Here is a 14,680-nt window from a genome sequence, read left to right on the forward strand (position 1 = left end):
AAACCCATAGTACCAGTAAAATTAAAGCACCTACAGCAGCCATGAAAAATTCTGGACTTTTTCTATAGGTAAAAAAGCCTTGTGTACTTTCCTTATATATGAGAGGAACTAAAAAATTCTGAATAGGTAAAAAGACAATTCCGAAAATAAATGTTAGAATTGCTGCTCCATACTTTTTAAGCTTAATAAAATTCATTCCTAACAATAAAGCTCCTGGAATAGTTCCCAAAAGTCCTCCAGCAAGTAAAATAAGATCTCTCGGAAAAAAGTTTAACAGCATTTGTATCTTCAGTGATATGATCTTTCCAAAGTTCACGTTCTTCTGTAAATTTTGCTTCTTCAGCTTCTTGTTTACGCTGAATTAATTGCTGAACAGCTGTTTTTTCCTGCTCATTGAAAATACGCCCTCTTTCTTCCAGAATTTCAAAAGCTGCCTGAACAGCCTCCGGAACAAAGCGGTTGCCTTCTTTTAAATATCCTTCTAATTCCTGATTGGAAAGTTTTCTTAAAACATTTTTGTTAACCATAAGCTGTAGATAAAAGAAAGGCTGCTTCCAGAGAAACAGCCTGTGATCATTATAAGGATTTTAATTATCCGATCTCAATACCGTTTTCAACATTGCTGTCGTCTGGTGTTACGAAAGATAATTTTCCGTCTGGTTTTGTTGTTAATAATAGCATTCCCTGAGATTCAATTCCTCTGATCTTTCTAGGGGCAAGGTTCAGAAGGATCATTACCTGCTTCCCGATTAATTCCTCAGGAGTGAAACTTTCTGCAATCCCGGAAACAACAGTTCTTACATCTACACCTGTATCTACAGTAAGTTTTAATAATTTATCTGCTTTTTCTACTTTTTCAGCTTCTAAAATGGTTGCTGTTCTAAGGTCTATTTTAGTAAAGTCATCAAACGTAATCTCCTCTTTCATAGGGTTTGCGTTAGGGTTTGTTTTTTTATTGTTTTGTTTTGTGTTTTCCAGTTTTTGGATTTGAGCTTCGATGACATCGTCTTCAATTTTTGAGAAAAGAAGGGAAGATTCGTTGATTTTGTGACCTGTTTCAATTAATACTGATTGGTTTTCAATAGAGCTCCAGTCTTTTTTCTCAACATTGAACATGTTCAATAGTTTTTCAGAGCTGAAAGGCATGAAAGGTTCACATAACTGAGCCAGAGCAACAGCTATTTGCGCTCCAACGAATAAAGATTGAGCCGCTTTTTCCGGGTTATCTTTAATAGTTTTCCAAGGTTCTTCCGTCTGAAGGTACTGGTTTCCAAAACGGGCAAGGTTCATTAAGGCTGTTAATGAATTTCTGAACTCGTAATTTTCAAGGAATCCTGAAATTTCTTTTGCAGATTTACTTATTTCCTGCAGTTCAGGGCTGTTTGCATCTCCTTGTGGAACAACACCGTCATAATATTTATGAATAAGAACAGCAACTCTGTTGATGAAGTTTCCGAAGATCCCTACCAATTCAGAATTATTCTTAGTCTGGAAATCCTTCCATGTAAAGTTATTATCCTTTGTTTCCGGAGCAGATGAAAGAAGAGCATATCTTAAAACATCCTGTTGTCCGGGGAAATCTTCCACATATTCATGAGCCCATACCGCCCAGTTTCTTGACGTTGAGATCTTATCATTCTCAAGGTTCAGGAATTCAAAAGCAGGAACATTAGCCGGCATAATATAATCTCCGTGCGCTTTCATCATTGAAGGGAAAATAATACAGTGGAATACAATATTATCCTTTCCGATAAAATGTACAAGGTCACTTTCTGGACTCTGCCAGTAGTCTTTCCAGTCTTTTCCGTTTTTCTCTGCCCATTCTTTGGTGAAAGAGATATATCCGATAGGAGCATCAAACCATACGTACAATACTTTTCCTTCTGCATTCGGAAGAGGAACCGGAACTCCCCAGTTCAGGTCTCTGGTCATGGCACGAGGCTTAAGGCCATCATTCAACCAGGATTTAACCTGTCCGTATACGTTAGGCTTCCAGTCATCTTTATGGCCTTCAATGATCCATTCGTTTAGGAAATCTTCATATTCATTTAATGGCAGATACCAGTTTTTGGTTTCTTTAAGGATAGGAACATTTCCGCTAAGCATTGATTTCGGGTTGATCAGCTCAGAAGGAGAAAGGGTAGAACCACATTTTTCACACTGGTCTCCGTAAGCGTTTTCGTTACCACAATTAGGACATGTTCCTACAATATAACGGTCAGCAAGGAATTCTCCAGCCTGCTCATCAAAATACTGCTCAGAAACTTCTTCCGTGAATTTTCCTTTCTCGTATAAAACCTTGAAAAAATCCTGGCTGGTTTCATAATGCTTCTTAGATGTTGTTCTGGAATATTCATCAAATGAAATTCCCAGATCAGAAAAAGACTTTTTAATGATTTCGTGATATTTGTCCACGATATCCTGAGGAGTTACTCCTTCTTTTTTAGCTCTTATGGTGATAGGAATCCCGTGCTCATCTGAACCACAGATAAACGCTACATCTTTTCCTAATCTTCTCTGAAATCTTGCGTAAACATCCGCAGGAATATAAACACCTGCCAAATGTCCTATATGAACCGGTCCGTTTGCATAAGGCAAAGCTGCCGTAATCATCTTTCTGTTTGACATTTATAGTAAAGTTTTGACTGCAAAGATAAGGAATATCTGTTGAATACCGCTATTGGTGGTGTTATTATGCTGCAGAATACAAATTTTAAGAGCCGAACACCAAATTAAGTTAAACAATTGTTTAACATTTTCTTAAATTAAAACAAATGTTATGCAATACATAAGACGTTGTAAAATATTGTATCTTAAAAAACTAACTAAAATGGGTTTCGTAATATACATAATTTTAACTAAAATTATATTAAATTTATGATAATTCTAATTTTTTTTTAAATTGCAAGTCTGGCTTCAGGCCAAAATATGACTGAAAAACGAAACTATAAAAAAATAAGATTGTGAAGAATTTTACAACAGTATTAAAAATCGCGCCCGCTTTTTTACTGGCCAGTACAGTAATGCACGCGCAGAAAAAGGACTCTCTTCCTCAGGAAAAGAAGATTGACGAGGTTGTCTTGATTGGATATGGTAAGCAGAAAAAAACAGATCTTACAGGATCTATTTCTTCTGTGACATCAAAAGATTTCAATGGTGGAGCAGCTACTGCTGATCAACTGATTGTTGGTAAAACTCCTGGGGTACAAATTACCGGCAACAGCGGTGCTCCTGGCTCAGGTTCTACAATTAGAGTAAGAGGAGGTTCTTCATTTATTAATAATGATCCGCTAATTGTTATTGATGGTGTTCCTATTGATTTTAACAATTTAAGTGGAGCAACAAATCCGTTATCATTGATTAATCCAAATGACATCGAGACATTTGATATTTTAAAAGATGCATCTTCTGCAGCTATTTACGGTAATAGAGCTTCGAACGGGGTTATATTAATTACAACGAAAAAAGGTACCGCAGGTAAATTCAAAGTTAATTTCAATACTAATTTTTCTGTGTCTACAAAAATGGGTAATGCAGATGTTTTGGATGCAGATCAGTTTAGAAGTTTTGTGAATACTTTTGGTACAAATGTTCAGAAGTCTTATCTCGGTACTGCAAATACTAATTGGCAGGATAAAATTTATCAACAAGCCTGGGGAACAGATAATAATGTCGCATTTTCAGGTGGTGTAAAAGGTTTGCCATATAGAGTATCTTTGGGGTACAATGAGCAAAACGGGATCGTAAGGACAAATGAATTCAGAAGAACTTCATTAGGGTTAAATTTTTCGCCAAAATTTTTTGATAATCATTTAACTGTTAATGGTAATTTTAAAGGAACTTTTTCTGAGAACAGATTCCCAGATGCTGGAGCTATCGGCGCTTCTATTTATTTTGATCCAACGCAACCAGTATATTCAGGGAATTCTAAGTATGGAGGATATTATGAATGGTTAGATCCTGCCAATACTGCTACAGGTTTAAACGTAAATGGAACAAGAAATCCATTAGGTTTATTATATGGTAAAAGAGATATTTCATCTGTCTTTAGGATTATTCCAAGTTTACAACTAGATTATAAGTTTCATTTTTTACCTGAATTAAGATTGAACATAACAGGATCTTATGATTATGCAAAAAGTGATGGTTCTGTTAACACATATAAAGAATACGCTCAAGGTATTGGGACTTTAGGATCTTATCGTTCATATTCTCAGGAAATTAAAAGTAAATTATTTGAATCTTATCTAAATTATGTAAAAAAGATTAATGCGATTAATACCACTGTAGATATAATTGGTGGTTACTCTTATCAAGATACACGATCGATTACTCCAGCAGCTCCTACATATTATGGAAATGGTCAAAAGACCGATTTTTCAACTGCTGGAGATACGCAGAGAACTTTACTATCTTTTTACGCCAGAGGTATTTTTACCATAGCAGATAAGTATATTATCAATGGTTCTATCAGAAGAGACGGTTCTTCAACATTCTGGAATGGAGCAGATAAGAACCAGTTATGGGGTAATTTCCCAGCAGTGTCAGTTGCATGGAAAATTAATGAAGAAAGTTTCTTAAAAAGTATTTCATCGATTAATTCATTAAAAATAAGAGCAGGTTGGGGTAAGACCGGTCAGCAAGAGACCGGTAATTTCTATCCTGCATTTGGTTCTTATTCTTATAGTAATAGTAGTACTGCACAGTATCAGTTTGGTAATAGTTTCTATACATTACTTCGTCCGGATGTTTACAATCCAAACTTGGTTTGGGAAACAACAACTACTAAAAACTTAGGTTTAGACTTTGCGATTTTAAATAATAGAATTAGTGGTTCAATAGATTATTTTGATAAAAAATCTGAAAACCTTATTGCAAAAGTACCTACATGGGCAGGTGATTTAAGTAACTTTAATATTAAAAATGTTGGAATTATTGCCAACAAAGGTTTTGAAGCTAACTTGAATTTAGTTCCTGTAAAAAATGAAAGTATAACCTGGGATGTAAATCTTAATGCTACTAGATTTAATCCTAGGGTTACAAGCTTATCTCAATATGTAGATTCATCATATAAAATTCAAGTAGGGACACTTACCGGTATTAATAACTATATTCAAGCAATTACAGTGGGTCAGCCCCTTAATGCATTTTATGTTTACCAGCAAGTTTATGATAGTAATGGAAAGCCTTTAGAAGGAGCTTATGTTGACAGAAATGGTGATGGAAAATCTACTGAAGATGATAAATATTTCTATAAATCTCCAAATCCTGATGTAATCCTGGGTTTTTCTACAAAGGTAAGTGTAAAAAAATGGGAATTTAGCACATCGCTTAGAGCTGTTTTAGGAAATTACGTTTATAATAATTCTGCGTCTAATAGTTCAATTGCAAATATTCAGGCGAATAATTTCTTGAGCAATACAAATTCAAGTGTTCTAACAACACAGTTTGCTACAACACAACTTTTCTCGGATATGTTTATTGAAGATGCATCCTTTCTTAGAATGGATAATTTATCAATTGGTTATAATGCAGGAGAATTTATGGGAAAAGGAACAAATTTAAGAGTAAATGCAATGGCACAAAATGTTTTTGTGATTACAAAATATAAAGGTGTAGATCCTGAGGTATTTGGAGGAATTGACAATGGTTTCTATCAAAGACCGAAAGTGTATTCAGTAGGGTTTAACTTCCAATTTTAATCAACATGAGAAATAAATATTTATATAAAAAAATAATAATAGGGTCTATTACTCTAGGGGCTCTATTCTTTGCAGGTTCTTGTACCCAAGATCTTGAAAGAGAACCAAGTTTAGGATTAACAGCTACCGTGTTATACAAAGATTTTAGTAACTATAAACCTGCCTTAGCTAAAATTTATGCAGGGCTAGCAATCGGGGGGCAGGGAGATCAAAATAATGCAGATGGAAATACGGATATAGGTGGAATCGACGGTGGTTTCTCAAACTATCTTCGTCAAATGTACAGTATGCAGGTTTTAACAACAGACGAAGCTGTTATTGCTTGGGCTGATGCAGGTCTTCCAGATATGCATAATATGACTTGGAATGCTTCCAATCCTTTTGTTGCAGCAATATACTATAGAATATTTAATGTAATTGCTGTAAGTAATGAATTTATTAAAAATACGACTGACGAAAAACTTTCCACAAATGGAATCACAGGAAGTAATCTTACAGAAGCGAAATATATGCGAGCTGAAGCTCGTTTTCTAAGAGCTCAATCTTATTATCATGCAATGGATTTGTTTGGAAATGTACCAATGGTAACTGAGGCTACTGATATCATTAATACTCCTCCTCCGAGAATTGCAAGAGCAGAACTATTCAAATATATAGAGTCTGAGCTTTTAGCTTGTGCAAATGATCTTAAAGATGCTAGAAGTAATGAATATGGCAGAGCAGATAAAGCTGCTGCTTGGTCTTTATTAGCAAGACTATATTTAAATGCACAAGTTTATACGGGCACAGCAAGGTATACGGATTGTATCACATACTGTAATAAAGTAATAAATGCTGGATATTCATTAAAGTCAAACTATTCATCATTATTTATGGCAGATAATAATGTAAATAATCCTGAAGTTATTTTATCTGTAAACTACGATGGTACAAGTACAAAAACTTACGGAGGTTCAACTTTTATGGTACACGCTGCAGTGGGAGGTTCTATGCCTGCTTCTGAATTCGGAATCAATGGAGGTTGGGGTGGTATAAGAACTACAAAATCTTTTGTTAATCTATTTGCTGGTTCCCCAAGCGACAAAAGAGGAAATTTCTATACAAATGGTCAAAATTTAGAAATAAATAATATATCAACATTTACAGATGGCTATGCGTTTATTAAGTATAAAAATATAAAGTATTCTAATGGTGCTCCTGGATCAGATGTATCAGGTAATTTTGTTGACGCGGATATTCCTTTATATCGTTTAGCGGATATTTATCTTATGTATGGTGAAGCTGTTTCAAGAGGTGGATCAGGAGGAGATGCAGCCACTGCACTAGGATATGTAAATGCCTTAAGGACGAGAGCGGGGGGAACTACTGTTGCTTCAGTTAATACCGATTTTTTCTTAGACGAGAGATCTAGAGAAATGTCTTGGGAAGCAACGAGAAGAACAGACCTGATTCGTTATGGTAAATTTACGTCAGGTTCATATCTATGGCCTTGGAAAGGTGGTGTAAAGGAAGGTAAAGGTGTAGATGAATATAGAAATCTTTTCCCTATACCTGCAAATGATATAGTGGCTAATCCTAACTTGGTTCAAAACCCTGGATATTAACTTTTAAACAGAATCTAAAAATGAAAAATTTTTTTAAAATTTTAGCAATAGTATGTATTGGAATTTTTGTTATTTCATGTGAAAAAGATGAAGATCAGGTAATTATTACAGAAACTGTAAAAAGTAAGATTACACCAGATAAGACAACTATTGTTTTAGATAAGGCTAATCCTGACAATGTAGCTCTAAACATCACTTGGAATAAATCAACCTTTAACGTACCTGTAGTTTATACACAACAGTTACAATTTGCAATAAAAGGGAAAAACTTTAAGGATGCTTCTACTATGGAAGTGACAACTTCTCCCCTGAGCTTTACTAATAAACAGCTTAATAATATAGCATTAGGATTAGGAGCTGCTACTAATGTAGCTGCTGAGATTGAGGTTCGGTTAAGAACTTTGGTTGGTGCTGCACCTTTCTATTCTGATGTTAAGACCTTAACAGTAACGCCCTATCTTTTAGGGCCGGTTTACAATTTTAATGATCTATATCTGATTGGAGATGCTACATCGGCAGGATGGGATAATACAGATACAAATACGAAGTTTCTTCCATTACAAAAAACAGCTGCAGCAGGAGTGTATTCTTATACCGGATATTTTGCACAAGGCGGTTTTAAAATGATTAAAACTCCAGGATCCTGGAATACTCAATATGGAATGGGCACTGTAGGTACATTAAGTACAAGCGGTACTTCAGGAAATATTTCTGTATCTGCTGCTGGATATTATAAACTGACAGTTGATACCAATACTTTAACATATACTTTTACTTCAATTGGATCTCCAACAGTTACCTATAATACGATTTCAATGATCGGAACTGCATCAGGAGATTGGAATACAGATCTTGATTTACAGAAGTCAACTTTTGATTCTCACATTTGGGTTAAGAAAAATGTTACTCTGAATTCAGGTGAATTCAAGTTCAGGGCAAATCATGATTGGGGAACAAACTGGGGAAAAGCTCAGGAGTTTTTTGGTGTAGCTGAGCTCAGCGGAGGAAATATTCCGGTAAGTGAAACCTTTAAGTATGACGTATATTTCAACGATATAACCGCGGAGTATTCGGCAATTCCAATATTTTAAAACAATTAGAAATCAAACTCAAATAAAGCAAAGTGCTGCTTTACCGCAGCACTTTATTTTTAAGTTAATAAATAGTCATTATGAAGAAAATTACAGTTGGAGCACTTTTGCTCTCAATGATGTTTACAGGTGTGAAAGCCCAATCTTTAAAATCTCCGGACGGAAAGTTTGAAATGAACTTTCAGTTAAAAGAAGGAGTACCTTACTATAACCTAAAGTATAATGGTGCGGTAGTGGTGGAAGATTCTAAATTGGGATTGCGATTATTTAAAGACACAGCCATAAAATTCGCTTCTGAGATTGCCAAACCAGAAGATGCAAAATACGATCTGAACAACGGTTTTGCAAAGACAGATGAAAAAAGAGACTCTAAAAATGAAACCTGGCAGCCGGTTTTAGGAGAAAAGAAAAATTATATCAATCATTACAACGAACTGGCAGTTACCCTGAACCAGGCTTCTACAGACAGAAGTATTGTGGTAAAGTTCAGATTATTCAATGATGGATTGGGTTTCAGATATGAGTTCCCACAGCAGAAAAACCTTAATTACTTTGTGATCAGAGAAGAAGACTCTGAAATCGATTTCCCTACCGACATGAAGGCATGGTGGATGGTTGCCGATTACGACTCTCAGGAGTATCAGTATCAGGAAACTAAAGTATCGGAGATTCCTTCAAAATGGGATAAAGCATATGATGCTAACGCTTCCCAGTCATTAGTGAAAAATGCAGTTCAGTCTCCTTTAATGCTTAAAAAAGAAGGAAAAGAACCATTGTATATCAATGTTGCAGAAGCAGCCGTATTGGATTATCCGGCTTCACATCTTGAGGTAGATGCACAGAATTATAAATTCAAAACGCATTTGACTGCCGACAGACAGGGAGCGAAAGGATATATTCAGACACCGTCAGTAACGCCTTGGAGAACGATTATCGTTGCGCCGAAAGCAGAGCAGGTAATGGATTCCAAAATGATCTTCAATCTTAATGAGCCTACAAAATATACCGACACTTCTTACATTCACCCTACAAAATACATGGGAGTCTGGTGGGAAATGATCATCGGAAAATCACAATGGGCTTATTCTACTGCTGAAAATGTGCATTTAGGTAAAACGGACTTTGCAAAATTGACTCCAAACGGAAAGCATGCAGCCAACAATACAAAGGTTAAGGAATATATTGACTTTGCGGCAGAAAACGGATTCCAGGGATTACTGATCGAAGGATGGAACATCGGTTGGGAAGACTGGTTCGGACACTCAAAAGAGTTTGTTTTCGATTTCATTACTCCTTACCCGGATTTTGACATTAAAATGTTGAATGAATATGCGCATTCAAAAGGAATCAAGCTGATCATGCACCATGAAACTTCGGGTTCTGCCACGAACTATGAAAGATGGGCGGATAAAGCTTTCCAAACCATGAATAAGTATGGATATGATGCCGTAAAAACAGGATATGTAGGAGATATTATTCCTAGAGGAGAACATCATTACTCTCAATGGACCATTAACCATTATTATAGAATTGCTGAAAAAGCAAATGACTATAAAATCATGGTTAACTCTCACGAATCTGTACGTCCTACCGGAGAAAGCCGTACCTATCCGAACTATATCTCTGCAGAAGCAGCCCGTGGAACGGAATATGAAGCTTTCGGAGGAAATAAGCCGGATCATCAGACGGTTCTTCCGTTTACAAGATGGATGGGAGGTTCTATGGACTATACACCGGGAATTTTCCAGACGAAACTTGACTATTATTTCCCTGGAGATAACCGTTTCGTAAAAACTACGCTGGTAAAACAGTTGGCGCTTTATGTAACGATGTATATGCCGCTTCAGATGGCTGCAGACCTACCTGAAAACTACAAAAAGCATATGGATGCGTTCCAGTTTATCAAGGATGTGGCAGCAGATTGGGATGATACAAAAATATTATCTGCAGAACCTGGTGATTATGTGGTGACAGCAAGAAAAGCAAAAGGAACTGAAAACTGGTTTGTAGGAGGTATTACCGATGAAAACAAACGTGAGTATACAGTAGATTTCTCATTCCTGGATAAAGGAAAGAAATATGAGGCAACCATCTATGAAGATGGAAAAGATGCCGATTATATCGATAATCCTCAAAGCTATAACATCTACAAGAAAGAGATTACAGGAAAATCGAAAATTAATTTTAAAATGGCAAGAAGCGGCGGTTTCGCAATTTCTATTAAACCAGTAAAATAATTGTAAGATACACTAAGGTGCCCCGGTTCATTGATTTTTTAATGTTCCGGGGTATTTTTTTCGCAGTCTGACTGATTTTCCTATTTTGTCCAAATCCAATTATTCATGATGAAGTCTATATGAAGATACGTAATCTTATCGTTGTTGTAAAAAGAGATAAAAAATAGACTTTCTCTTATATTTTTCGATGTATATATAAAAATTTAATGCTAAATTGAACACTAATATGAAGACAATATATGCAGCATTCACCCTTTCGATAGCTTCTTTTGCTTTTTCCCAGAAAAATCTGGAAAGAGTAGAGCCGGCTTTCTGGTGGAAGGGAATGAAAAATCCTGAACTTCAGATTCTTGTGTATGGAAAAGAAGTGGCTAAGAACGAGATTACGCTTTCAGATGGTATACAGATCAAAGACATCCGGAAAGTAGATAATCCCAATTATGTTTTTATTACAGTCAATACCAGCGAAATAAACGTTCCGAAGTTTGCTATCAATATTAAAAAAGGTAAAAAGAATCTTGGTTCATACACTTATGAATTAAAGCAAAGAAATCCCGGATCTGCGAGCCGCGAGTCTTTTACTTCAAAAGACTTTATGTATCTGATCATGCCGGACCGATTTGCCAACGGGGATGAAAAAAATGATTCAAAACCGGAGCTTACTGAAATAGCGAACCGCAGCCTTCCCAACGGCAGGCATGGGGGAGATCTTCGTGGAATTATCAACAACCTTGATTATATTCAGAATCTGGGAGCAACAGCCGTCTGGCTTACTCCTGTGAATGAGGATAACGAAAAAGTGTATTCCTACCACGGCTATGCCCAGACTGATCTCTACAAAATAGATGGCCGCTACGGTACCAATGAAGACTATAAAACATTATCCCAGGAGTTGAATAAACGAAATATGAAACTGGTGATGGATTATGTAACCAACCACTGGGGCGGATCACACTGGATGATCAAAGACCTTCCTTCAAAAGACTGGATTCATTGGTTTGATGAAGGAGAGAAAGGGTTTAAACGTTCCAACTATAAAACGACAACACAGTTTGATACCAATGCTTCAGATATTGATAAAAAATATGCACTGGACGGATGGTTTGATACGACCATGCCTGATATCAACCAAAAAAATCCATTGGTTCTGAAATATCTGACCCAAAATGCAATCTGGTGGATAGAATATGCAGAATTGGGAGGATTTCGTGTAGATACTTATCCCTACAATGATAAAGATGCCATGGCAAAATGGGCCAAAGCGATCACCGATGAATATCCGAAATTCAATATCGTAGGAGAAACCTGGCTTTATACGGCAGCACAAATTGCAGCATGGCAGAAAAATTCGAAAATAGGAGAAATAGAAGGGTACAATTCAAATTTACCTTCTGTGATGGATTTTATGCTCTATGAAAACATGCCTAAAGCCCTTAAAGAAAAAGAAAGCTGGGATAAAGGAATGATCCGTATTTACGACTCTTTTACCAGCGATTTCCTTTATCCGGATATCAATAATACGCTTGTTTTCTTTGAAAATCATGATACCGAAAGATGGAACGAAATCTTTAATGCAAATCCAGATGCCTATAAAATGGCACTCACTCTGATCTCGACAGTAAGAGGAATTCCTCAGATTTATTACGGATCAGAAATAGGAATGAGAGGTGATAAAAAGACCGGTGGTGATGCGGACATCCGCAGGGATTTTCCCGGAGGCTGGAAGACTGATTCTCAGAATGCTTTCAATCCATCTACTCAGACTCCGGAGCAGAAAGAGTTTTTCCGGTTTACTCAGAAGTTATTGAACTGGAGAAAAGGCAAAGACGTGATACATCATGGAAAAACTAAAAATTTCGTACCTCAGGATGGCGTTTTTGTTTATTTCAGATACAATGAAAAAGAAAGTGTAATGGTCATCATCAACAATAATGAAAAAGATCAGACGTTAGATCTGAAACGGTTTGCAGAATCACTGAATGGATTTACAAAAGGAAAAGAAATCATTTCAGACAAAGAAATTTCATTGCAAAATACAATGAATATTCCTGCAAAAACTCCACTGATTATTGAACTGGAAAAATAATTAATACATATGAAAAAACTAACGACTGCTTATACACTCATCCTTTTTTTACTGGGATTTTCTTTACTTACAGCACAGTCGAAAATCGGATTTGAAAAAGAAAAATCGGAAATCACTATCATGCTTGATACCTTCAATGCAATGGCGGCAAAAGCAGATTACAATGCGTATTTTAACCTCTTTGCGGATGAATCTACCTTCATCGGAACAGATGCTACCGAAATCTGGGATAAAAAAGCATTTATGGTCTGGGCAAAACCTTATTTTGATAAAAAGAAAACCTGGAATTTTAAAGCTCTTAAAAGAAATATTTACTTCAGCAAAGACGGAAAACTGGCATGGTTTGATGAATTACTGGATACCCAGATGAAGATCTGCAGAGGCTCAGGAGTGGTAGAGAAAATCAACGGAAACTGGAAGGTTAAGCAATATGTTCTTTCTGTGACAGTGCCGAATGAGGTGGTAGATAAAGTGGTTATTGAGAAGACACCTATCGAAGATGCATTAATTCAAAAACTGAAGTTGTAATGGCAATAATGATGGGGAAATATGATACTGGGAAGGTAGGAAAAAGGAAAAAACCAGACCTATCCATGCTCCAGATTATCAATATGAGCATGGGATTCCTGGGAATTCAAATGGCATTCGGACTACAAAATGGAAATGCAAGCCGTATTTTGGGGAATTTAGGAGCAGATGTTCACGAATTATCCTGGTTCTGGCTGGTAGCTCCCATTACAGGTCTGATTGTCCAGCCTATCATCGGTCACATGGGAGACAATACCTGGAGTCCGTTGGGAAGAAGAAAACCTTATTTCCTGATCGGAGCTGTCTTGTGTGCAATAGGATTGGTTTTACTTCCGAATGCAGCTTCTGTTACTCAGATGTTTGCGGCCAATGCGCTTTTGTTAGCCGTAATATTTCTGGCCATGATGGATGCTTCGGTGAATATTGCGATGGAGCCTTTCAGAGCTTTGGTAGGAGATATGCTCCCGAAACATCAGGGTACGATAGGATTTTCTGTACAAACAATTCTTATTGGAATCGGAGCGGTATTAGGCTCTTATCTTCCGGATTGGTTAACGAAAATGGGGATTTCCAATGAAGCACAGGCAGGATTTGTAGCAGATAATGTGATTTATTCTTTTTATATCGGTGCGGGATTGCTTATCATATCAATTCTATACACCATCATGACAACCAGAGAATATTCCCCACAGGAATTTGCTGATTTTGAAGATGGAAAAGACGCAGACCAACATAACTCTAAGTTTTCAGATATTTTTAAAGACTTTGCAGCAATACCTTTGCAGATGAAAAAACTGGGAATTGTTCAGTTTTTCTCATGGTTTGCCTTATTTACCATGTGGGTATTTACCACCAGTGCGCTGGCAACCCATCATTTTGGACTTTCCCCGGAAGATACCCATTCCAAGGCATTTAATGATGCAGGTGACCTTACCGGAAAGCTCTTCGGAATGTACAATCTCTGGGCGATTCCGTTTGCATTTCTGTTAACACCTATCGCTAAACTGATTGGTAAAAAACAGACTCATGCTTTAGCTTTATTGTGTGGAGGTTTGGGACTGGTTTCCATGTATTTCATTAAGGATGTCAACAATTTATGGATCTCCATGATTGGATTAGGTTTTGCCTGGGCAAGTATTTTAGCAATGCCTTATGCAATGCTTATTGAGGTGATTCCACAACGGAAAATGGGCGTTTATATGGGAATATTTAATTTCTTTATCGTGATTCCGCAGATCATCAATGGTTTGTTCGGAGGTCCAATCGTAAGCGGGATTTTCGGAAAACAGGCGATGGATTATGTTGTGGTAGGAGGCGTTTGCATGCTGATTGGAGCTGTAGTAACCATGATTTTTGTGAAATCAGAAGATGAAACGCCTAAGGAAATTGAAGAGGAAATCAAGCAGGTACACTTTTAAAAATAAATAGTTTT

At 36.6% G+C, this 14,680-nt stretch carries 9 protein-coding genes; 7 read left to right on the plus strand and 2 right to left on the minus strand.

Features of this window, described 5'->3' with window-relative positions:
- Positions 1-182: 182 nt before the first annotated feature.
- Positions 183-527 (minus strand): hypothetical protein, encoded by a 345-nt coding sequence (locus FFS26_RS02565; RefSeq protein WP_110009362.1) that lies wholly within the window; start codon positions 525-527, stop codon positions 183-185.
- A gap of 64 nt (positions 528-591) precedes the next feature.
- On the minus strand, positions 592-2,628 hold the full coding sequence (gene metG, locus FFS26_RS02570; protein WP_137904204.1) for a methionine--tRNA ligase: 2,037 nt from the start codon (positions 2,626-2,628) through the stop codon (positions 592-594).
- Positions 2,629-2,963: 335 nt separating this feature from the next.
- On the opposite strand from metG, the gene FFS26_RS02575 reads away from it, so the two are divergent.
- The 7 genes from FFS26_RS02575 to FFS26_RS02605 all read left to right on the plus strand — a co-directional run bounded on the left by FFS26_RS02575 (position 2,964) and on the right by FFS26_RS02605 (position 14,666).
- Complete coding sequence (locus tag FFS26_RS02575; protein WP_137904205.1) at positions 2,964-5,702, plus strand: SusC/RagA family TonB-linked outer membrane protein; 2,739 nt, start codon at positions 2,964-2,966, stop codon at positions 5,700-5,702.
- A 5-nt stretch (positions 5,703-5,707) separates the two neighbouring features.
- Positions 5,708-7,306: a RagB/SusD family nutrient uptake outer membrane protein gene (locus FFS26_RS02580; RefSeq protein WP_137904206.1), complete on the plus strand. Its 1,599-nt coding sequence runs from the start codon at positions 5,708-5,710 to the stop codon at positions 7,304-7,306.
- 20 nt (positions 7,307-7,326) lie between these two features.
- Entirely contained in the window at positions 7,327-8,397 is a 1,071-nt protein-coding gene (locus FFS26_RS02585) for a SusE domain-containing protein (protein ID WP_137904207.1), read from the plus strand.
- Positions 8,398-8,477: 80 nt separating this feature from the next.
- Complete coding sequence (locus tag FFS26_RS02590) at positions 8,478-10,634, plus strand: glycoside hydrolase family 97 protein (RefSeq protein ID WP_110009357.1); 2,157 nt, start codon at positions 8,478-8,480, stop codon at positions 10,632-10,634.
- Positions 10,635-10,860: 226 nt separating this feature from the next.
- Positions 10,861-12,720, plus strand: a complete 1,860-nt coding sequence (locus FFS26_RS02595; RefSeq protein WP_110009356.1) for a glycoside hydrolase family 13 protein — start codon at positions 10,861-10,863, stop codon at positions 12,718-12,720.
- A 9-nt stretch (positions 12,721-12,729) separates the two neighbouring features.
- Positions 12,730-13,248 carry a nuclear transport factor 2 family protein gene (locus FFS26_RS02600; RefSeq protein WP_110009355.1) on the plus strand — a complete coding sequence of 173 codons (519 nt, stop codon included), beginning with the start codon at positions 12,730-12,732 and terminating at the stop codon, positions 13,246-13,248.
- Positions 13,248-14,666, plus strand: a complete 1,419-nt coding sequence (locus FFS26_RS02605; protein WP_110009354.1) for an MFS transporter — start codon at positions 13,248-13,250, stop codon at positions 14,664-14,666. The genes FFS26_RS02600 and FFS26_RS02605 overlap by 1 nt, the downstream gene beginning before the upstream one ends.
- Positions 14,667-14,680: the final 14 nt, after the last annotated feature.

The organism is Chryseobacterium sp. 2VB (assembly GCF_005503635.1).
Classification (GTDB): domain Bacteria; phylum Bacteroidota; class Bacteroidia; order Flavobacteriales; family Weeksellaceae; genus Chryseobacterium; species Chryseobacterium cupriresistens.